Annotated in this window: 18 protein-coding genes; 13 read left to right on the forward strand and 5 right to left on the reverse strand. The window is 72.3% G+C overall.

The annotated features are described in order from the left end of the window. The 5 genes from ACRYCC_RS14630 to ACRYCC_RS14650 all read left to right on the forward strand — a co-directional run bounded on the left by ACRYCC_RS14630 (position 1) and on the right by ACRYCC_RS14650 (position 7,343). On the forward strand, positions 1–1,218 hold the full coding sequence (locus tag ACRYCC_RS14630; RefSeq protein ID WP_433812301.1) for an acetyl-CoA acetyltransferase: 1,218 nt from the start codon (positions 1–3) through the stop codon (positions 1,216–1,218). Between the two features lie 11 nt (positions 1,219–1,229). Beyond that, a complete protein-coding gene (locus tag ACRYCC_RS14635; protein ID WP_433812303.1) occupies positions 1,230–2,741 on the forward strand; it encodes a carotenoid oxygenase family protein in 1,512 nt (503 codons plus the stop codon). Positions 2,742–2,755: 14 nt separating this feature from the next. Continuing rightward, positions 2,756–3,745: a winged helix-turn-helix transcriptional regulator gene (locus tag ACRYCC_RS14640; RefSeq protein ID WP_433812305.1), complete on the forward strand. Its 990-nt coding sequence runs from the start codon at positions 2,756–2,758 to the stop codon at positions 3,743–3,745. Between the two features lie 145 nt (positions 3,746–3,890). Further along, on the forward strand, positions 3,891–5,423 hold the full coding sequence (locus tag ACRYCC_RS14645; RefSeq protein WP_433812306.1) for a long-chain-fatty-acid--CoA ligase: 1,533 nt from the start codon (positions 3,891–3,893) through the stop codon (positions 5,421–5,423). A 306-nt stretch (positions 5,424–5,729) separates the two neighbouring features. Further along, positions 5,730–7,343, forward strand: a complete 1,614-nt coding sequence (locus ACRYCC_RS14650) for an HNH endonuclease signature motif containing protein (RefSeq protein ID WP_433812308.1) — start codon at positions 5,730–5,732, stop codon at positions 7,341–7,343. 107 nt (positions 7,344–7,450) lie between these two features. Here ACRYCC_RS14650 and ACRYCC_RS14655 read toward each other — a convergent pair whose 3' ends face one another. Genes ACRYCC_RS14655 through ACRYCC_RS14675 form a run of 5 tightly spaced genes read right to left on the reverse strand, consistent with a single transcriptional unit; the run spans position 7,451 to position 12,183 of the window. Further along, complete coding sequence (locus ACRYCC_RS14655) at positions 7,451–9,076, reverse strand: long-chain-fatty-acid--CoA ligase (RefSeq protein ID WP_433812310.1); 1,626 nt, start codon at positions 9,074–9,076, stop codon at positions 7,451–7,453. Next, entirely contained in the window at positions 9,073–10,188 is a 1,116-nt protein-coding gene (locus ACRYCC_RS14660; protein WP_433812312.1) for an NAD(P)H-dependent amine dehydrogenase family protein, read from the reverse strand. Before ACRYCC_RS14660 ends, ACRYCC_RS14655 begins: the two co-directional genes overlap by 4 nt. Beyond that, positions 10,185–10,886, reverse strand: coding sequence for a VOC family protein (locus ACRYCC_RS14665; protein WP_433812314.1), 702 nt, complete (start codon positions 10,884–10,886; stop codon positions 10,185–10,187). The genes ACRYCC_RS14660 and ACRYCC_RS14665 overlap by 4 nt, the downstream gene beginning before the upstream one ends. Continuing rightward, positions 10,883–11,638, reverse strand: a complete 756-nt coding sequence (locus ACRYCC_RS14670; protein ID WP_433812316.1) for an SDR family oxidoreductase — start codon at positions 11,636–11,638, stop codon at positions 10,883–10,885. The genes ACRYCC_RS14665 and ACRYCC_RS14670 overlap by 4 nt, the downstream gene beginning before the upstream one ends. Then, on the reverse strand, positions 11,635–12,183 hold the full coding sequence (locus ACRYCC_RS14675) for a nuclear transport factor 2 family protein (protein ID WP_433812318.1): 549 nt from the start codon (positions 12,181–12,183) through the stop codon (positions 11,635–11,637). The genes ACRYCC_RS14670 and ACRYCC_RS14675 overlap by 4 nt, the downstream gene beginning before the upstream one ends. 312 nt (positions 12,184–12,495) lie before the next feature. Between ACRYCC_RS14675 and ACRYCC_RS14680 the strand changes: the two genes are divergently transcribed. The 8 genes from ACRYCC_RS14680 to ACRYCC_RS14715 all read left to right on the forward strand — a co-directional run bounded on the left by ACRYCC_RS14680 (position 12,496) and on the right by ACRYCC_RS14715 (position 20,625). After that, positions 12,496–13,281, forward strand: coding sequence for an ABC transporter ATP-binding protein (locus tag ACRYCC_RS14680; protein ID WP_433812320.1), 786 nt, complete (start codon positions 12,496–12,498; stop codon positions 13,279–13,281). Then, on the forward strand, positions 13,278–13,988 hold the full coding sequence (locus tag ACRYCC_RS14685; protein WP_433812322.1) for an ABC transporter ATP-binding protein: 711 nt from the start codon (positions 13,278–13,280) through the stop codon (positions 13,986–13,988). The genes ACRYCC_RS14680 and ACRYCC_RS14685 overlap by 4 nt, the downstream gene beginning before the upstream one ends. A 7-nt stretch (positions 13,989–13,995) precedes the next feature. Further along, positions 13,996–14,895: a branched-chain amino acid ABC transporter permease gene (locus tag ACRYCC_RS14690; RefSeq protein WP_433812324.1), complete on the forward strand. Its 900-nt coding sequence runs from the start codon at positions 13,996–13,998 to the stop codon at positions 14,893–14,895. Then, positions 14,892–16,028 (forward strand): branched-chain amino acid ABC transporter permease, encoded by a 1,137-nt coding sequence (locus tag ACRYCC_RS14695; protein ID WP_433812326.1) that lies wholly within the window; start codon positions 14,892–14,894, stop codon positions 16,026–16,028. Before ACRYCC_RS14690 ends, ACRYCC_RS14695 begins: the two co-directional genes overlap by 4 nt. Next, positions 16,025–17,308 carry an ABC transporter substrate-binding protein gene (locus tag ACRYCC_RS14700; protein WP_433812328.1) on the forward strand — a complete coding sequence of 428 codons (1,284 nt, stop codon included), beginning with the start codon at positions 16,025–16,027 and terminating at the stop codon, positions 17,306–17,308. The genes ACRYCC_RS14695 and ACRYCC_RS14700 overlap by 4 nt, the downstream gene beginning before the upstream one ends. 167 nt (positions 17,309–17,475) lie before the next feature. Continuing rightward, on the forward strand, positions 17,476–19,227 hold the full coding sequence (locus ACRYCC_RS14705) for a class I adenylate-forming enzyme family protein (RefSeq protein WP_433812330.1): 1,752 nt from the start codon (positions 17,476–17,478) through the stop codon (positions 19,225–19,227). Positions 19,228–19,229: 2 nt separating this feature from the next. Then, on the forward strand, positions 19,230–19,625 hold the full coding sequence (locus ACRYCC_RS14710; protein ID WP_433812332.1) for a nuclear transport factor 2 family protein: 396 nt from the start codon (positions 19,230–19,232) through the stop codon (positions 19,623–19,625). A 25-nt stretch (positions 19,626–19,650) separates the two neighbouring features. Continuing rightward, positions 19,651–20,625 (forward strand): LLM class F420-dependent oxidoreductase, encoded by a 975-nt coding sequence (locus ACRYCC_RS14715; protein ID WP_433812333.1) that lies wholly within the window; start codon positions 19,651–19,653, stop codon positions 20,623–20,625. Positions 20,626–20,847 lie beyond the last annotated feature (222 nt).

A 20,847-nucleotide genomic window follows, 5' to 3' on the forward strand; every position in this document is an offset into this window, starting at 1 on the left:
ATGACCGGTGCCGTTTCGATCCTGGGCGGCCATCAGACCGACTTCGCCCGCAACTGGGCCCGCCAGGGCCTGGAGTTCTCCGACCTCACGGCCGAGGTGGTGCGCGGGACGCTGCAGGACGCCGGTCTCGAGCCGTCCGACGTGGACGTCATCCACGTGGGCAACGCGTTCGGCCAGCTGTTCACCGGCCAGGGCCAGCTCGGCGGAATGCCCGCGACGGTGCTGCCCGAGCTGTGGGGGGTGCCGGCCTCCCGGCACGAGGCGGCCTGCGCCTCCGGCGGCATCGCGGCCCTCGCGGCCATGGCCGACCTGGAGTCGGGCCGCTATGACTGTGCCCTCGTGCTCGGCCTGGAACTGGAGCGGACCGTCCCCGGCGACCTGGCCGCCCGTCATCTGGGCGCCGCCGCGTGGATCGGCCACGAGGGGCAGGACGCGACGTTCATGTGGCCGTACATGTTCAGCGCGCTCGCCGACGAGTACGACCGCCGCTACGGCCTCGACGACGCGCACCTGCGCGCGATCGCCGAGCTCAACTTCGCCAACGCCCGGGTCAACCCGCTCGCGCAGACCCGGGGCTGGGCCCTGACCGAGGCCAGCTTCGCCGCCGACGACCAGGCCAACCCCCTTGTGGAGGGGCGGCTGCGGCGGCACGACTGCAGCCAGATCACCGACGGCGGGGCCGGAGTGGTACTGGTCAGCGAGCGTTTTCTCGAGCGCCGTCCCGAGTTCGGCGGCCGGGCGCGCATCCTCGGCTGGGGGCACCGCACCGTCGGCCTGCCGCTGGAGGCGAAGCTGGCGCGCGGCCGGGACGAGCCGTACGTGCTGCCGCACGTCCGGCAGGCCGCCCTCGACGCCTTCGCGCGGGCGGGCGTCGCCGGCGTCGACGGGGTGGACGGGATCGAGACCCACGACTGCTTCTCCATGTCGGAGTACATGGCCATCGACCACCTCGGCATCACCGGGCCGGGGGAGAGCTGGAAGGCCGTCGAGAACGGCGAGTTGGAGCGCGGCGGCCGCATCCCGGTCAACCCCAGCGGCGGCCTGATCGGGGTCGGCCATCCGGTGGGGGCGACCGGCGTGCGCATGCTGGTGGACGCGTCCCGTCAGGTCACCGGCCGAGCCGGTGACACCCAGGTCGAGGGCGCGCGGCGGTTCGCCACGCTCAACATCGGCGGCAGCACCACCACGACCGTCAGCTTCGTCGTCGGCACGGACTAGGAGACACGACCATGGACGTGGAGATTCTGGGCCGGGTGCTGTCGACCCTGCCCGACGACGACGACCACCCGTACCGCACCGGGCCCTGGCGCCCGCAGACCACGGAGTGGCGGGCCGACGACCTGGAGGTGACCGGGGAGATCCCGGCCGACCTCGACGGGGTGTACCTGCGCAACACCGAGAACCCGGTGCACCCGGCGCTGGAGCGCTACCACCCCTTCGACGGCGACGGCATGGTGCACGTCGTCGGATTCCGGGACGGCAGGGCGTTCTACCGCAACCGGTTCGTGCGGACCGAGGGGCTGCTGGCCGAGCGGGAGGCGGGCCGCGCGCTGTGGGCCGGCCTCGCCGAGCGGCCGGCCATGGCGCCGCGCCAGGACGGGTGGGGCGCCCGGGGACGGATGAAGGACGCCTCCAGCACCGATGTCGTCGTGCACGCCGGAGTGGCGCTGACCAGCTTCTACCAGTGCGGCGACCTGTACCGGCTCGACCCGCTGACGCTGGAGACCCTCGGCAGGGCCGAGTGGGGCGGGGCGTTCCCCGACTGCGGTGTCTCCGCGCACACCAAGTCCGACACCGACACCGGTGAGCTGCTGTTCTTCAACTACGGCACCACGGCACCGTACCTCCACTACGGCGTCGTCGACTCCGCCGACCGGCTCGTCCACTACACCGAGGTGCCGCTGCCCGGCCCCCGGCTGCCGCACGACATGGCGTTCACCGAGAACTACGCGATCCTCAACGACTGCCCGCTGTTCTGGGAGCCGGAGCTGCTGGCCAAGGGCGCCTACGCCGCCCGGTTCCACCCCGAGCTGCCGACCCGGCTGGGAGTGATCCCCCGCCGCGGCGGCGCGGACCAGATCCGGTGGTTCGAGGGCGCGCCGACGTACGTCCTGCACTGGGTCAACGCCTACGAGGACGGCGACGAGATCGTCCTGGACGGCTTCTTCCAGGACGACCCGGAGCCCAGGGACACCGGTGAGGGCGGCGCCTACCAGCGGATGTTCCGCTTCCTGGCGCTGGACCGGATGCAGAGCAGGCTGCACCGCTGGCGGCTCAACCTGGTCACCGGCCAGTGCAAGGAGGAGCGCCTCACCGACACCGTCTCCGAGTTCGGCGTGCTCAACCACACCTACGGCGGGCACCGGCACCGCTACACCTACGCCGCGAGCGGGGTGAAGGGCTGGTTCCTGTTCGACGGGCTGATCCGGCACGACCTGCTGACCGGGGCCGAGGAGCGCTACCGCCTCCCGGAGGGGGTCTACGGCAGCGAGCCCGCGATGGCGCCCCGTACCGGTTCCACCGGCGAGGACGACGGCTATCTTGTTACCCTGACGACGGACATGAACGAAGATCGCTCCGAGTGCCTGATCTTCGATGCGGCGCGGGTCGCCGACGGTCCCCTCGCCCGGGTGCGCCTGCCCGAGCGGATCTCCAGCGGCACCCATGCCACCTGGGCGGCAGGGGATTCGCTGCCCGGCTGGGGTGCCGCCGAGTCCGCACCCGCCTCGCTAGGGCTCTGAAAGGCGATGTTCTCGTGACGCAGCGCCTCGCCACCGGCGGAACACCCGCGCTGGTGCATCCACCCGACCGGCCCACCCGGCTGCCCGCAGGCGACACCAACGCGGTGGGCCTGACCCTCGGGCTGATCGGCGACGAGTGGAACCTGCTCATCCTGCGGTACGCCCTGCAGGGTGCCCGCCGGTACGGGGAGTGGCGGGAGGCGCTGCCCATCTCGCACGCCGTCCTCACCCGCAGGCTCGCCACCCTCACCGGGATGGGGATCTTCGAGCGGGCGCAGTACCAGGCCAGCGCCAAGCGGTTCGAGTACCGGCTGACCAAACGCGGCCGGGATCTGTGGCCGGTCCTGCTGACCATCTGGGCCTGGGAGTCCGCCTGGGTCCCCGAGCACGTCGAGCTGCTACCCCGGATGGTGCACAGCCGCTGCGGCCGTGACTTCCTGCCCGTCTTCGGCTGCGCCGCGTGCGGGGAGCCGGTCCAGCCACGGGAGATCACCGGTGGCTTCGGGCCCAGCGGGACCTGGGCCCGCTCGGTCCCGGCGGCCACCACCCGGCGCAGGTCGGCGGGGTCGGGCGGCTCCGCCGAGGGGGCGGGGATGTTCCCGCAGACCATGGCACTGGTCGGCAACCGCTGGTCGGCGGCGCTGCTCGGCGCGGCCTTCCAGGGGGCGCAGCGGTTCCGCGACTTCGAGCAGCGCCTCGGCGCACCGCCCACCATCATCTCCGACCGGCTGCGCGTCTTCTGCGAGCTCGGGGTGTTCGAGCAGTCGCCGGGCGCGGAACGCGCCGACTGGCTGAGCTACCACCTGACCGAGAAGGGCCGCGCGTTCTTCCCGGTCGTGATGACGTCGATCGACTGGGGGCAGCGCTGGTTCCGGGCGCCGGAGGGGCCGGCGCTCGTCTACTCCCATCAGAGCTGCGGACAGGACTTCCAGATCCTGCTCACCTGCGACGGCTGTGCGGCCCCGCTGCGCGGCAACGAGGTCCTCGCGGTACACGGCGCCTGACGCACGGCTCCCATCACGGCTCTCCTGTCCACGGCTCCAACCCACCGCTCTCCTGTCCACGGCTCTCCAACCTACGGCTCCAATTCACGGCTCCAACGCATGGCTCGGACGGACGGCTCTGCCGGCCGGCAGAGGAAGGGAACCCATGACCATGACGTCGTCCATCGCGCATCTCCTGCGCGCCTCCGCGGACAAGGCCCCGGACGCCCTCGCCGTCACCGGCGACGGCCGTCCGGTCACCTACGGCGAGCTCGCGGAGCGTTCCGACCGGGTCGCCGCGGGGCTGCTGGCCGCCGGGCTGGCCCCCGGCGCGCGAGTGGGCTACGTGGACCGCAACGCCACGGAGTACTTCGAGCTGCTGTTCGGCGCCGCGAAGGCCGGTGCCGCGCTGGTGCCGCTCAACTTCCGGCTCGCCCCGGCCGAGCTGCGCTGGATCCTCGCCGACGCGGAGGTCTCCCTGGTCGTCGCCGGACCCGAGCACGCCGCCGCGCTGGCCGGCCTGGAAGTGCCGGTGATCGCCGTGGGCGAGCCGTACGAGCGGTGGCTGGCCGGTCAGGACGCCCTCGACCCGCACCGGGACGTCACCGGCGACGGGCTCGCGGTGCTGATGTACTCCTCCGGCACGACCGGACGGCCCAAAGGCGTGATGACCACGGCGGCGGCGCTCTCGGCGGCGGTCGAGCTGTTCGGTGCGTGCTTCGACGTGGGGCCGGACGCCGTCAGCCTGGTGCCGATCCCGTACTACCACATCGCGGGCGCGGGCTGGGCGCTGATCACCTTGGCCCGGGGCGGCACGATCGTGCAGTCCCGCGAACCGACCCCCGCCTCGATGCTGGACCAGATCGTCGGGTACCGGGTGACGCACACCGCGATGGTGCCGGCGGTCATCCAGATCATGTGCGAGCTGCCGGCGGCCCGGGACGCCGACTTCTCCGCGCTGCGCCAGATCGTCTACGGCGCGTCGCCGATCTCCGAGCCGCTGCTGGCCCGGGCGGTAGAACTGTTCGGCGCGGAGTTCTTCCAGTCGTACGGGCTCACCGAGACGATCGGGGTCACCACGCTCCTCGGCCCCGACCAGCACCTGCCGGGCAATCCGGTGGCGGGCAGGCTGCGCTCGGCCGGTGCCGCCGTGCCCGGCATGGAGGTGGCGATCATCGACCTGGAGACGGAGCAGCCGGCCGACCCCGGCGTCGTCGGCGAGGTCGTGGTGCGCGGACCGTGCGTCACCAGCGGCTACTGGCGCAACCCGGCCGCCGACGAGGCCGCCTTCCTGCCCGGCGGATGGCTGCGCACCGGCGACGCGGGCTCGATGGACACCGACGGCTACCTCTACCTGCACGACCGGATCAAGGACATGATCGTCAGCGGTGGCGAGAACGTCTACCCGGCCGAGGTGGAGAGCGTACTGGCGGGGCACCCCGCCGTACTGGAGAGCGCCGTCATCGGGGTGCCGTCGCAGCGCTGGGGCGAGACCCCGCTGGCGGTCGTGGTCCGCCGCCCCGGCACCGAGACCGGTGCCGAGGAGCTGATCGCCTGGACCAGGGAGCGCCTCGCCCACTACAAGTGCCCCACGGCGGTGTCCTTCGCCGACGAGCTGCCCCGCAACCCGTCCGGCAAGATCCTCAAGCGCGAGCTGCGCCGCCCCTGGTGGGAGGGCGCCGACCGCCAGGTCGGCTGAGGCCGCGCACCGGGACGCCCGGGACGCATGGTGCCCTATCGGGACATTCGCCGTCGTGAGTTTCCGGTATGAATGCTTTCACGATCGCGGAAAAAGAATCACGGGCCCGATGGTGGTTGCGTGAGCGGAGGGCTACAAAGCGTCATCCGCGTTCGCTAGTATTTTCTAATGAAAGGGTCGAGGTCTCGAGAGCGGGGATTTCCGGTGTCCATCGCGGTGGCGGAGAGGGGTCCGGTCGCTTCGCGATCCACCGTTCCTGCGGGTGTTCCCGGCTCGCATTTCGCAGCAGCACTGGACGCCCTTCCAGTGACCGCTCTTTCGGACGAAGAACTGCTGGACGTCATGGCCGCCTGGCGACGGGTGACGTCCTGGGCGCAGGCGTCGGAGCTGGCCGTGGTGGCGGAGTTCATCCGGCGGAGGGAGGAGACCCGGCCGAGCACCCCTCCCGTGGAGCTGGGTGAGTTCATCGCGGATGAGATCGCCCTGGCGCTGACGCTCTCCGGCGGTGCCGCGGCGATCTGGGCGGGGCTGGCGGGCAAGCTCGCCGCCTGGTTCCCGCTGACCCGCGAGGCGCTGAGGGAGGGCCGTATCGATCTCACCCGCGCCAAGGCGATCGTGGACGGCCTGTTCGGGGTGGACACCGCCACCATCGCGCTGGTCGAGGCGGCCGTGATCGGGGACGCGCGGTCGATGAACGCCGCCCGGCTGCGGCGCCGGGTGCGCGCGGCGCTCGCCGAGGTGGACCCGCAGGCGGCCACGGAACGGAAGGAACGAGCTCGCAAGGTGCGCAGCCTGCAGATGTGGGCGACCGCGGCGGGCACGTGCGATCTGGCGTTACGCGAGGTATCGGCGGAGGATGCCGAAGCCATCTATAACAAGATCAACGCCGTGGCTCAGGCCATGAAGGCCGATGGCGACGCGCGTCCGATCGACGCGATCCGTCATGACCTGGGCATCGCCCTGCTCCGCGGCACCCCGCTGCCCGAGGCCGCCGGCGACCTGCACCAGGACGATGCGGACTGCGGCGGGAACCCGCGCGATCGCGGGCGGGAACACCCGAACGACCAGGCCGACAGCGCTCCCGGGAGCGGGTGCGGAGACGGCAGGTCGGCCGAAGGCGGAACGGGCAGAACCGACCAGGCCTATGGCGTTGCCCGGAGCGGGTGCGGAGACCGCCGGGCGGGTGATGGTGGTCCGGACAGTGCCGGTGAGGACGAACAGGCCCGCGGCGGCACAGGCACCGGACCGCGTTCGCCCGATCAGATCATGCCGCCCTCGGGCCGGAGGGACCGAGCGGGCAGTCTCCGGCGGGCCGGCCGGTCAGAGCCGATGGACCGCAGCGGCGAGGACACCGTGGACATGGCCGCCCGGCGGCTCGCCACGCTGCTCGCCGGTGTCATCGATGACCGGCTAGCCATGATCACCGGCCAGGAGAAGGCATCCGGTCGCCGCTCCGGCCTGGCGATGCGGGTCGCCGCCGCGGCACAGGCCATGACCAGCGCGCTGGCCGACCTGAAACCACGCTGGTGCGACGCCACCACCAGCGGCCGGACCACCGGCGATCCGATCACCGTGGACGGCCAGACCACGTCCAGCGGAAACATCGTCGCCGTCTCCGCATTGCACGGTCACGGCGCATACCGACCACCGGCCGCAATGAAACGGCTGATCCAGCATAACCATCAGATATGCGCTTTCCCGTCCTGTAACCGGAAGTCGACCCGTTGCGATCTCGACCATACGGTGCCCTTCCACAAGGGCGGGCCGACCTGCTCCTGCAATCTGGCGCCATTGTGCAGGCATCACCATAGGCTCAAGCAGGATCCGCAATGGCACCTGTTCCAGCCGTGGCCAGGTCTCCTGGTATGGGTGACCCCCGCCGGCAAATGGCACACCGTCATCCCGGAAGACCGGCAGTGACATAGCGTCGCGCGTGAATCCCGGCCGGCGTCCAGGCACTGGCCGCAATGCCCCCTGCCCAGGCGATATATGTGACACCACAAGGGAAGGTCGGCAGTGAAATAGCGTCAGGCGCGGGTGGAGCGGTGATCCTCCCGGAGCCGGTTCTTCAGCAGCTTGCCGCTGGCATTGCGGGGGAGCGCCTCCACGAAGCGGACGCCGGCGGGGCACTTGAAGTGCGCGAGCCGTTCCCTGGTCCAGGCGATCAGCTCCGCCGGCGGGAGCGGCGCGGCGTCCGGCCGGAGCACGACGACCGCGTACGGCACCTCGCCCCACCGCTCGGACGGCACCCCGATGACGGCGACCTCCGCCACCGAGGGATGCCCGGTGAGGACGCTCTCCACCTCGGCGGGATAGACGTTCTCACCTCCGCTGACGATCATGTCCTTGATCCGGTCGTGGAGGTAGAGGAAGCCGTCCTCATCGAAGGAACCGCCGTCCCCGGTCCGCAGCCAGCCGCCGGGCAGGAGGGTGGCGGCGTTCTCCGCGGGACGCCGCCAGTAGCCCTTCATCACGTGGCCGCCGCCGATCAGCACCTCGCCGCGCCGGCCGGGGGGCAGGTCGGTGAGGGTCTCCGGGTCGACGATCCGGGCCGGTACACCGGGCATCAGCCGGCCCGCCGAGCGCAGCCGGTGCTCCTGCCCTGGCTCCGGCAGGTGGTCCTCGGGGCGCAGCACGGTGACGCCTCCGGTGGACTCGGTGAGCCCGTAGCTCTGCAGGAACCGGCAGCCGATCAGCTCGGTGGCCCGGTGGATCACCGGCAGCGGGATCGGTGACGAGCCGTACACCACGTATTTCAGCGCCGACCAGTCGCAGTCGCCCACGCCGGGCAGCGCGACCAGCCGTTGCAGCAGCGTGGGCACCAGCGCGGCGTGCGACACCCGCCGCTCGATCAGCAGGTCCCGCAGCTCGGCGGGCGCGGTCGCGTGCTCCAGCAGCAGCGCGGCGCCGTTGAGCGTGGCCACCATGGCCAGCCCGAAACCGGAGACGTGGAAGTAGGGGATGGGCGCCATCGCCACCGACGTCCGGTCCATGCCGAGGTCGCGGTGCATGGTGGCGAGGGCCTGGCCGAGGTTACGGCCGCTCAGCATGATCCCCTTCGGCAGCCCGGTGGTGCCGGACGTGTAGAAGATCACCGCGGTGTCCTCCGGGTCGGGTTCCGCGCCCGGGTCGGTATCGCCGTGGCCGTCGAGCCAGGAGCCGTACGAGGTCGTGCCGGGGTCGCCGTCCAGCGTGACGACCCGGGTGCGCGGCCCCGCGGCCTCCCGCAGCCCGCCGTCGCCGGAGCCGAGCACCAGCACGCTGGGCTCGGCGTCGGCGAGGATCTGCGCGACCTCTCCGGTCGCGAGCCGGTTGTTGACCGCGGTGGCGATCGCGCCGATCTTGGCGGTGCCGTACAGCACCTCCAGGAAGGACGCCGCGTTGGCCCCGATGTAGGCGACCCGGTCGCCGGCGCCGACCCCGTCGGCCAGCAGGGCCCGGGCGACCCGCGACGCGCGGGCGTCGAGCTCGCCGAACGTCGTGGTGCGCCCGGGCTCGATGACGGCGGGCAGGCCGGGGGTGGCGGCCGCGCGGCGGCGCAGGATGTCGGCGAGCCGCTCCACCCGCCCTCCGCCGGCGTGCAGCGCGTACGCCCCGTCGGGCCCCGGCCGGGCCGGTTCGAGGTACACGTGCGGGACGGTGGGGGTGCTCACGCGGGACCTCCGGCGGGCAGCGGGGAGACGTCTGGAACGGCAGTGGGGACCGGTGGTGCGGGGGAGACCCGGGAGAACGGGTACGGCGCGAAGACGGGCGGTTCGAAGATGCCCGGCGGAGCCGCGACGATCTCCGGAATGGCCCGGATGACGGGACCGGCGGTGACGAACTGCCCGGCCGTGGTACGGCTGCCGGGATCGTTGGGCTCGACCAGGTTGAGGGTCATGGTGAGGCCCGGCCGGCCGGTCACGCGCACCGTCCAGTGGTCCCGCCCCGCGTACCGCGGCATGGCGGGGTCCATCGTCCAGATGATCGCCAGAGTCAGCACCCGCCGGCCCGCCGAGACGGCGTGCCAGCGCCACTCGGTGGCCGCCACGGTGCCGGCCCGGATGGTGCCGGCGGCCACCCGCAGCTCGTGGTCGGTCACCTCGACGTGATGGTCGGGCTCGATCCGGTCGATCGCCAGGCCCATCCGCTCGGCCATGAAGGCCAGGGTCTCGGCGTACAGCTTCCCGTACAGCCGGGGCAGCTCCCCGGCGGCGAGGTCGATCGCCGCCGGGTCGGAGCCCATGCCCATCACGTCGAAGGCGAAGCCGGGGTCGGGCACCCGGCTGGCGTCCAGCACCTCGTCGATGACGAGGTGCTCGAGGTCGAGGCAGACCCCGCTCAGCGCCAGCACGATGCGCTCGCCGATCACTCCGGGGCTGATGCCGGTCCCGTACAGGGTCGTGCCGCCCTCCCGGCAGGCGGCCAGGAACATCTCCTCCCGCTCCGGGCCGTGCGCGCGGGGGAAGTGGTGCCCCGCGGTGGTGATGACGTTCTTGCCGGAACGCAGCAGCGCGCAGATGTCGGCGTCGTGCGTCTCGTACGGCACCTGCAGCCGTGGTGCGTGCAGCACCACGTCGGCGGGGAGGGCCAGGATCTCCGCGCGGTCGCGGGTGGCGATGACGCCGGTCGGGTCCCGCCGGGCGATGTCGCCCGCGTCCCGCCCGGCCTTGCGGTCCCCGTAGACGAAGAGCCCGGCGAGCTCCAGGTCCGGTGAGTCGATGACGGCGCGCAGGCAGGTCTTGCCGACGGCGCCCGTCGCCCACTGGATCACCTTGAGGGTCACGGCTTCACCTCCCCGCCCGGTACGAGCCGTACGGTCAGCCCGGCGACCAGGTGCTCCCTTGCCGGGCCGTGGCCGTACAGGTCGGCGGCGACCAGGCCGCGCCGGCCGGTGACGGGGACGAAGCGGATGAGACCACCAGCCTGCACGCAGGTGTCGGTGACCTGCTCCGCGCCGAGCAGGAACGCCCAGAGCCCGGCGGTCCGCGCGGGGGCGGCGACCGCCACGTCCACGGCCAGCAGGTCCCCGGCGGGAGCGCCGCCGGGACGGCCGGGCACCGCCCAGTCGTCGTAGTGCCAGTGCTTGCCGGCCGGGATCCGGTCGGCCTCCAGCATGACGCCGAGGTCGCCCGGGTGGAGCTGGACGATGTCGGCGCCGTGGAACTCCTGCCGGTGTGCCACCTGTACCCCGCGTGCGGCGGCCCGTGCCACCAGGGAGCCGGTGTCCGGGACGCGCACGCCGACCACGTAGCCGCCCTCCCCATGGGTCAGGAACCGGTGCAGCGGGGAGTCCGGGCCGGACGGCGCGATGATCTCCAGATAGCTCCGGCCGAGGTTGAGGATCTCGTTCACCATGCCCCAGGAGGCCAGCTCCGGGTCGGGAAAGCCGGCCGGCAGGCCGAGCGCGGACCGGGCGGCCGCCGTGGCGGTGGCCAGGTCCCGCGCGGCGGCGGTGGCCTGGATCAGCTCGGGCCCGCTCACCGGCCGGTCCGCAGGGCGGTGGCGTCGAGCAGCTTGGCGAGATAGCGCTCGTGGCGGGCCGGGTCACGGGCCATCCGGGCCCGCGCGTCGATGGCCATCCAGTCGGTGTCGGCGACCGACTCCCCGCGCGCCACCGCCTTGAGCCCGGCCTTGGCGATGTCGCGGGGGTTCTCCTTGGTCCCTTCCACGTGCGCCGCCATCCGGGTGTCCACCGAACCGACGATCAGGGCGGTCACGCCGGTGCCCTGCGGCGCGAGCTCCGCCCGGGTGATCCCGCTCAGCCAGAGCGCCGCGGCCTTGGAGGTCGAGTAGCCGCCCATGAAGGCGGTGGGCACCGTCGCCGCCACCGACAGCACGTTGGCGATGGCGCCGCCGCCGTTGGCGCCGAGCACCGGCGCGAACGCCCGCGTCATGTTGAGGGTGCCGAAGAAGTTGACCTCCATCTCCTCGCGGGCCGCCTGGACGTCGTCGGTGAGCACCAGCCGGGTGTTGGCGAAGTAGCCGGCGTTGTTGACCAGGAGGTTCACGTCGGCGCAGGTCCGGGCGGCCGCGGCGACCTGCTCGAGGTCGGTGACGTCCAGCCGTACCGGCACGGCCCCGGCGGCGAGCAGATCGTCGTCCACGTCCTCGGTCCTGCGCGCCCCCGCGTAGACCCTGGCCGCGCCCTGGGCCAGCAGCTCCTCCACGAAGGCCCGGCCGATGCCGCGGTTGCCGCCGGTGACCAGCGCGGTCGCCCCCTCGACGCGAATCATCGAGCGGCTCCCGTCAGGCCGTCGTAGATCGGGTCGTCGGGGTGCTTGCCGCCGCGGGCGAGGCCGCCCGGGTCGGCGATGAGCATGCCGAAGATCCAGGTCTCGGCCGCCGGGGCGTCGTGGTTCCACTCCCACACGAGCCGCCGGTGCGCGATGCCCCAGTGCCCGTCGCGGCGCTCCAGCCGGTCGAGGAGGCGGGCGCCGACGAACGAGTGGCCGGGGCCGTCGGGGGTCCGTACCCGGCTGAAGGTGGTGACGTAGGACTCCGCCCGGGCCTGGTCGCCGTCCAGGTCGATCAGCACGTTCGTCATGCAGTGCATGGTCCGGCTGCGCGGATGGGTGATCGTCGGGGCGATGGAGCGCACGTAGTCCCGTGCGGTGCCGTCGAACACGCCTCCGTGGTCCTCGGTGGCACCGGGCAGGTAGCAGGCGGCGATGCCGTCGACGTCACCCCGGTCGGCGGCCCGCAGGTAGCGGGCGAGCAACTCATAGATGTCCTGCTTGTCCAGCAGTGCCTGCACTGCCGGATCGCGTTGGTCGGTCACGCCAAGGCCTCCTCGCCGCTCGTGGCTCCGCGGCCATCCACCGGATGGTCCCGCCGATTTCACGCTACAACTAAGAGAGTGAATCGGCCAAGGGGCCGGACCGGGTCGATTCGCCCGGCGCCCGCCTCCGGCCGCCGCCCCGATCCGCGGCCGGTCGCCCACGGGACGGCGGGGCGATGGCGAGCCGGCCGGAAGAACCTGATCACGAACGTGTTGCGGCCCGTTGACTAGGTCACTCTTTCTGTTGTAGTAACACTGTGACCGGCAACACACTGCTAACTGAAGTGTCCAGCTCGTGGAGGAACCACCCGGATGGCAGCAGCCAACGACCAACGATCCGAACTGCGGATCTCAGGGGTGACCCTGCGATTCGGCGGCGTCACGGCTCTGGACGGAGTCGGTTTCACCGTCGCGCCCGGTGAGATCTGCGGGCTGATCGGCCCCAACGGCGCGGGCAAGACCACCCTGTTCAACTGCGTGACCCGCATCTACCGGCCGGACTCCGGTGAGATCTCGTTCGCCGGAACCGACGTGTCCCGCACGCCCCCGCAGCGGATCGTCCGGCTCGGCATCGCGCGGACCTTCCAGAACCTGGCGCTGTTCCCCTCGCTCACCGTCCTGCAGAACACCGTGGTGGGGGCGCACTCCCGCGACCGCTCCGGGTTCGCCGGAGCGGTCGCCGGCCTGCCGCACGTCCGGGCCCGGCAGCGCCGGATGGAGGGCGAGGCGATGGACATCCTCGCGGAGCTGGAACTGCGCGACGTCGCCCACCGCCCCGCCCGGGGACTGCCCTACGGCACCCTCAAGCGGGTCGAACTGGCGCGGGCGCTGGCCGCCCGGCCGCGGCTGCTGCTGCTCGACGAGCCCGCGGGAGGCCTGACCCACGCGGAGGTGCACGACCTGGGCTCCCTGATCCTGCGGCTGCGCCGCGACCGCGATCTGGGCGCCCTGCTGGTCGAGCACCACATGGGCATGGTGATGCGGGTCTCCGACCACGTCGTGGCGATGGAGCTCGGCCGCAAGATCGCCGACGGTACGCCCGAGCAGGTGCGCGCCGAGGAACGGGTCGTCGCCGCCTACCTGGGGAAGGCGTCATGAGCCTGCTGGAGGTCACCGGGCTCACCGCCGGGTACGGCCAGGCGGCGGTGCTGCACGGCCTGGACCTGGAGGTGGCCGCCGGAGAGGTCGTCGTGGTGCTCGGCGCCAACGGAGCCGGCAAGACCACCACGATGCGCGCGCTGACCGGCCTGATCCCGCACCGGGGCTCGGTCCGGTTCGACGGCGCGCCGCTGGACGGGCTGCGGCCCGACGCGATCGTGGCCCGGGGCATCAGCCTGGTGCCGCAGGGCCGCGGCACCTTCTCCCACCTGACCGTGCTGGAGAACCTGCGGGTCGGCGCCGCGCTGCGCCGCGACCCGGCGGGCGTACGGGAGGACATCGACCGCTGGTGCGAGGTCTTCCCGGTGCTGGGGCTGCGGTCCCGGCAGGAGGCGGGCACCCTGTCCGGTGGTGAGCAGCAGATGCTCGCCGTCGCGCGGGCGCTGATGAGCCGTCCCCGGCTGCTGCTGTGCGACGAGCCCAGCCTCGGCCTGGCCCCCCGCATCGTGGCCGAGCTGTTCGCCACCCTGGCCGGCGTCAACCGGGACCAGGGCACCGCGATGCTCCTGGTCGAGCAGAACGCCGAGCTCGCGCTCGGCCTGGCCGCCCGTGTCTATCTGCTGGAGGTCGGCCGGGTCGTCGCGGCGGGCGACGCCGCCCGCTACCGCGACGACGAGTCCATCCGCCGCGCCTACCTCGGCGACTAAGGAGTCGATGATGGACGTCTTCCTCGAGCGCCTCTTCGACGGCCTCACCAACGGTGCCATCTACGCGATCATGGCCTTGGCCCTGGTCGTGGTCTTCCGCGGCACCGGCATGATCAACTTCGCCCAGGGTGAGATGGCGCTGTTCACCACCTACCTGGCGTGGGGGCTGACCACCCGGGACGTGCCGGTGTGGCTGGCCGCGATCGCCGCCGCCGTGGCCGGGTTCCTGCTCGGCGCGATCGTCGAGCGGACCCTCATCCGGCCCGTGCGACGGCGCAACGACATGGCCACACTGATCGTCGCGCTCGGGCTCTTCACCGGCTTCAACGCGCTGGCCGGGCTGCTGTGGAACTCCGAGACCAAGACCATGCCCGGCCTGTTCCCCGGCGGCCAGGACGACTACCTCGCGCTGGCGGGGGCCCGGCTCTACTGGGACGCCGTCGGCGTCTGGGTCTTCGTGATCCTGCTGATCGGCGCGGTGTTCCTGCTGTTCAACCGCACGAGGATCGGCCTGCACATGCGGGCGGTGGCCGACAACCCCGAGTCGGCGGCGCTCAGCGGGGTCCCCACCAGCCGGATCCTGATGCTCGGCTGGGGCCTGGCCGGGATCGTCGGCTCGTTCGCCGGGATCCTCATCGCGCCGATGTCGTCCCAGCAGCTCAGCCTGCAGACGATGTTCCCCATCCTCATCTACGCCTCCGCGGCGGCGCTGTTCGGCGGGCTGGACAGCCCCGTCGGCGCGGTGGCCGGCGGACTGGTCATCGGCCTCATGGAGGCCATGATCACCGGCTATGTCGACTTCATCGGCGGCACCCTCTCCCAGACGGCGGCGCTGGTGGTCATCGTGCTCATCCTGCTGTTCCGGCCGACCGGCCTGTTCGGCACCCGGCAGATGGAGCGGTTGTGACCTCGGGAACCAGCCAGCAGGACCCCGCGGGGGCCGCCCCGCGGGCGCGGTTCGTGATCGTGCGCGGATCCCTGCCGCACCGGTCCTGGCAGCTCGCCGGGGTGCTGGCGGCGGCGGGACTGCTGCTGGCCGGGTCCGGCCTGCAGTCCTTCCGGGTCGGCCAGCTCACCAGCGTGCTGATCTTCGCGATCGCGATCAGCGGGCTCAACCTGGCGACCGGTTACACCGGGCTGCTGTCGATCGGGCACTCGGCGTTCTTCGGGCTCGGCGCCTACACCACCGGCGTCCTGGTGGTCTCCCACGGGGTCGGCCCGCTGGTCACGCTGCCGGTGGCGGCCGTGCTCTGCTTCCTGCTGGGCTTCGTCGTGGGCCTGCCCGCGCTGCGCATCCGGGGGCTCTACCTCGCGCTGGTCACCCTCGCGGTCGGGGTGGCGTTCCCCGAACTGGTGCGCAGGTTCCCCGACTTCACCGGCGGCGCCGCGGGGCTGGTCATCCGGTCCCGGCAGCTGGCCCCGCCGGAGTGGACCGGGCTGGGGCTCGGCCGGCGCGGCCTGTGGCTGTACTGGCTGAGCGCCGCGGTCCTGGTCGTGGTCCTGCTGCTGATCCGCAACCTCACCCGCAGCAGGGTCGGCCTGGCGATGGTCGCGACCCGCGACAACGAGATCGCCGCGGCGGCCTCGGGCGTCAGCCTCGCATCGGTCAAGACCACCGTCTTCGGCCTGTCGGGGGCCGTCACGGGGGTGGCCGGCAGCCTGTTCGCGATGTACGTCGGGGCGCTGTCGCCCGACGGGTCCTTCACCCTGCTCAAGTCGATCGAGCTCATCACCGGGCTCTTCGTCGGCGGCGCGGCGACCCTGCTGGGCCCGGTCGCGGGTGCGCTCGCCGTCGTCTTCATCCCCTACTTCACCGCGGACCTCAGCTCCGGCCACGTGTCCGGGATCCTCTTCGGCGCCGTTCTGATCCTCATCGTCTTCCTCATGCCCGAGGGCGTCGTCGGGCTGCTCAACCGCGTCGTGCGGCGCGTCGTCCAGATCACTCCACCTGCCGATCCACCGGCCGATCCACCGGCCCACCAGGTCACCGACGGCACCGCGCCCGAGCGCGCCGTCACCGATGAGGGAGAACGTTCATGAAGACCAGATATCTCACCGTCCTGGGAGCGTCGGCCGTGCTGCTGCTCGCGGGCTGCGGGTCCGGCACCGACGACAAGGCCGCCGCCTCCGGCGGATCGGCGGGCATCTCCACCGCGGACTGCACCGACCCGGGGTCGGTCACGCAGAAGATCGGCGGCACCCTCAAGGTGGGGTGGAGCGCTCCGCTGTCGGGACCGCTCGCCGGTGCCGTCGGCGCCGTCATCGACGGGATGCGGGCCCGGTTCGCCGTGGTCAACGCGGCCGGCGGGATCAACGGCGTCAAGCTGGAGATCGTCAGCAAGGACGACGCGTTCACCCCCGAGAAGGCCAAGGCCAACGTCAACGAGCTGATCCAGAAGGACAAGGTGCACGTGCTGGAGACCTTCGGGTCGGGCCAGCTCAACGCCGTGGCCGACGACCAGAACGAGGCGTGCGTCCCGCTGCTGTTCGGGCAGGCCTCGGTGCCGGCCTACCGGAACGCGAAGGACTTCCCGTGGACCACCGAGTACCTGCCGTCCGCCGACGTGGAGATGAAGGTCGTCGTCGAGCAGCTCAAGAAGAAGTACCCGGGTGGCGCCACCGTCGCGATCGCGGCCAACCAGACCGAGTCCGGGCAGGGCTACGCCAACGGCTTCAAGAAGGCGGTGGCGGGCAGTAACATCAAGATCATCAAAGAGGCGCCGCTGACCGATCCCAACGCCGCGGCGACCACGCTGAAGGCCAGCGGCGCCCAGGTGCTGCTCGACGCCGGGGTCACCACCGACTGCCTGGCACTGAGCCAGGCAATCGGCCGGTCCGGCTGGCGGCCCGGCACCTTCATCCAGCCCGCCAACTGCGTGGACGGCAAGACGCTGTACGAGCCCGCGGGCCAGGCGGCGGACGGCCAGCAGGTCATGGTGTGGCTGAAGGACCCCGGCAACCCCCTCTACGCCGCCGACGCAGGCGTCAAGCAGTACCTCGTGGACACCAAGGCGCAGGGCGTCAAGGCGCCGCTGAACAACTACACGGTCAACGGCTGGGCCATCGGCGACCTGATGGTCGACGCCTTCACCAAGGCGGCCGGCTCCGCCGACGGCCTCAGCCGGCTGGGCATCATCAAGGCGGCCCGCTCGCAGAGCTACCAGCCGCCGATGTTCATCGACGGCGTCAAGTGGACGATGAGCCCCCAGCGGTCGCTGGGCATCGGGGCCTTCCGGCCCTTCACCTGGTCGGCCGCGAAGAAGGCCTTCCAGCCCGCCGGTGACGTCATCGACATCTCATCCGATTACCAGGGTGGCTGAGCTCACGTCCCCCATCGTCTATGACCCCCTGCGACCCCCCGCGACCGTTCATGACCGCCCGTGACGCGAGGGGCGGCCGCTCCCGGGGCTCGCGGTGAAGCCCGGCCGGCGGCGGGACAGGCCTCCTGGCCCGCCGCCGGCCGGCATCGAGTGAGAGGAAACCGGAGATGAAGCACCGTGGTCTGCACCCCGCCGAACGGGTCGGGGAGTACACCGCCAAGGGCTGGTGGAGCGACGAGACGACGGACGGGCTGTTCCGGGCCCGGGTCGCGGCCGCCCCGGACCTCACGGCCGTCGTGGACCCCGCCAACAAGACCGACCTGGTCGGCACGGCTCCGCGCCGGCTGACCTGGCGCGAGCTCGACGAGGAGGTGACCGGGCTCGCGGACGTCCTGCTGCGGCACGGCGTGGGCGCCGGGGACGTGCTCGCGGTGCACCTGCCCAACACCGTCGAGCTGGTCGTGGTCTACCTCGCGTGCTGGCGGCTCGGCGTCGTCGTCTCGCCGCTGCCGGTGCAGTACCGCGAGCACGAGGTGACCGAACTCGGGCGGCTGGCCGGCTTCACCGCCTTCCTGACGGCCGTACGCGTCGGCGAACGGCGGCTGGCCGAGGAGATACAGGCCGCACGGGAGGCACTGCCCGGCCTGCGCACCGTGCTGGCCTACGGAGAGGCGGTCCCCGAGGGCGTCGTCGCCCTGGGCGCGGACCCGGCCGAGGGCGCCCGGGACCGGGTCGAGTCGTACGCGGCCGCCCATCCCGCCGATCCCAACGACTGCATCACCATCTGCTGGACGTCGGGCACCGAGAGCACCCCCAAGGGAGTGCCCAGGACGCACTACGACTGGCTGGCGATGAGCTGGGCCACGGTCGACGCGCCCCGGCTGACCGCGGAGGACGTGCTGCTCAACCCGTTCCCGATGGTCAACATGGCCGGCATCAACGGCATGTTCCTGCCCTGGCTGCGGGTCGGCGGGGTCCTCGTCCAGCACCATCCCTTCGACCTGCCGACCTTCCTGCGGCAGATCGAGGACGAGCGCGTCACCTACACCGTCGCGCCCCCGGCGCTGCTGAGCATGCTGCTCGCCCGCGCCGACCTGCTGGCCGCCACCGACATCGGCTCGCTCCGGCTGATCGGCTCCGGCTCCGTGCCCCTGGCCCCCGCCATGGTGAAGGGCTGGCAGGACGTCCACGGCATCGGGATCATCAACTTCTTCGGCTCGAACGAGGGCATCGGCCTGCTCACCGATCCGCACGACGTGCCCGACCCCGAACAGCGGGCCCGCTACTTCCCGCGGTACGGCGTGCCCGGGGTGAGCTGGACCTCCCGGATCTCCGAGTGGGTGGAGGTACGGCTGGTCGACCCCGACACCGGGGCCGAGGTCACCGAGCCGGGGGTGCCCGGCGAGCTGCGCATCAAGGGGCCGATGGTCTTTCCCGGCTACCTGGGAGGGGAGAACCTGGCCAGCCCGTTCGACGACGACGGCTATCTGAAGACCGGTGACGTCTTCGTCATCGCCGGGGACGACGGCCGGTTCCTGCAGTACGTCGACCGGGCCAAGGACCTCATCATCCGCGGGGGCATGAACATCGCGCCCGCCGAGCTGGAAGGGCTGATCGCGGGGCACCCCGGCGTCGCCGAGGTCGCCGTCGTCGGCTACCCCGACGACCTCCTCGGCGAGAGGGTGTGCGCGATCATCGTGCCGAAGGGGGACCCGAGCCCGACCCTCGAGGACCTGCTCGCGTACCTGCGGGACCACCGGATCGCCTCGTACAAGCTGCCCGAACGGCTGGAGCTGCGCACCACGCTGCCGCGCAACCCCGTCGGCAAGATCCTCAAACGCGACCTCCGCAAGGAGCTCGCCCCCCGCCAGGAGACCGCCACCCCCGCAGACCCAGCGGTCCCCGGAACAGGAAGGTAGTCATGGACGACACCGAGAAGCTGGCCGTGGTCCGCGACATGGTCGATGCCTGGAACACCATGGACTGGGCGAAGATCGTGTCCCTCTTCGCACCCGACGGGGTGCTGCACAGCGTGATGAGCGAGCCGGTACGCGGGCGGGCCGCGATCGGCGAGCGGCTGGCCGTGCTCGCCGACGGGCTGGAACGCCTCAGCCTGGAGGTCAGGGCGATGGGCGTGATCGACGGACGGGTCTACGTCGAGCGCGTCGACGTCTTCGACGTACGGGGCTCGCACGGCGAGGTGCCGGTGGTGGGCGTACTGTCCCTGCGCGACGGGCTGGTCACCGAGTGGCTGGAGTACTACGACCGGGCCACGCTGCTGCGCGGCATGGGCCTGACCGCGGACTTCGCGGCCTGATGATCCCGAGGGCGGGGAAGCGCGGATGAACATCGAGGTCTCACTGGGCCTGTGGCAGGACCGCCCGGCGGAGGAGGTCGTCGGCACCGCGCTGATCGCGGACGCCTGCGGCTATCCGGCCGTGTGGATAGGGGAGATGGCGACCTACGACGCCTTCGCGCTGGCCACCTCGGTCGGCGCGCGGATGTCCGCCGCGGCGCTGGTCCTCGGGCCGCTGCCGGTCTCCGTACGCGACCCCATGATGATCGCGATGGGGGCGGCGTCGGTCGCCGCGCTGACCGGCCGGCCGGTGTCGGTGGCGCTCGGCACCTCCAGCGTCGTGCTCGTCGAGCAGTGGCACGGCCGCTCCCGCACCGGTGCGGCCCGGACGCTCGCCGAGACGGCCGAGGCGATCCGGCCGCTGCTGGCCGGCGAACGGTCGGACTTCACCGGCGCGGCCGTCCGCAGCCGCGGGTACCGGCTGCGGCTGCCCGCACCGGCCGGCGGGCTCGTCATCGCCGCCTTCGGGCCCGCCGCGATCGAGACCGCGGCCCGGTACGCCGACCGGATGGTCGTCAACCTGGTCAGCCCGCAGATGGCGGGAGAGCTGGCCGCCTCCGTGCGCGCCGCGGCGGACCGGCTCGGCCGCCCCGCCCCGCGCGTCGCGGCGTGGATCCCGGCCGCCGTGGACGCCGGCGCGGCGGCGATCGACCAGGTACGTCGCGGCGCCGTCGCCTACCTGGCCGCGCCGGGCTACGCGGAGATGTTCGAGCGGGCGGGCTTCGGCGAGGTCGTGGCGTACGCCCGGACCCGGCCGCACCCCCGGGACCTGCTGGCCGCCGTGCCCGACGACCTGGTCCGGGCGGTCGGGGCCTTCGGCGACGCCGCCGAGGTGGCGGGCCGGCTCCGCGCCTACGCCGAGGCCGGGATCGACGACCTCGTCATCGTCCCCTCCGCCACCGACGCCGACCCGGCGGCCGAGCACACGCTCCGCACGCTGGCCCCGGCGGCCGGGCGGTAGCGGGCCGACCTCCGGCGGTCCAGGTGTCCAGGCGCCCGGGCGGGCGTGAGGGGTGCGGCGGGGGTGGGGCCGCGGGGCGAAAACCAGGTGATCGCGAAGGCACTCTGATGGCACCATCAGTACCGCAACACCCCCGGCCGGCGTCCTGCGAGTCCCCCTGACTCACGGGCGCTGACCTGCACACCCCCTTGCCAGACCGAGTGACGCCAGCGGCCGGCCCCC

It is taken from the genome of Actinomadura scrupuli (assembly GCF_050971785.1).
Lineage (GTDB): Bacteria > Actinomycetota > Actinomycetes > Streptosporangiales > Streptosporangiaceae > Actinomadura_E > Actinomadura_E scrupuli.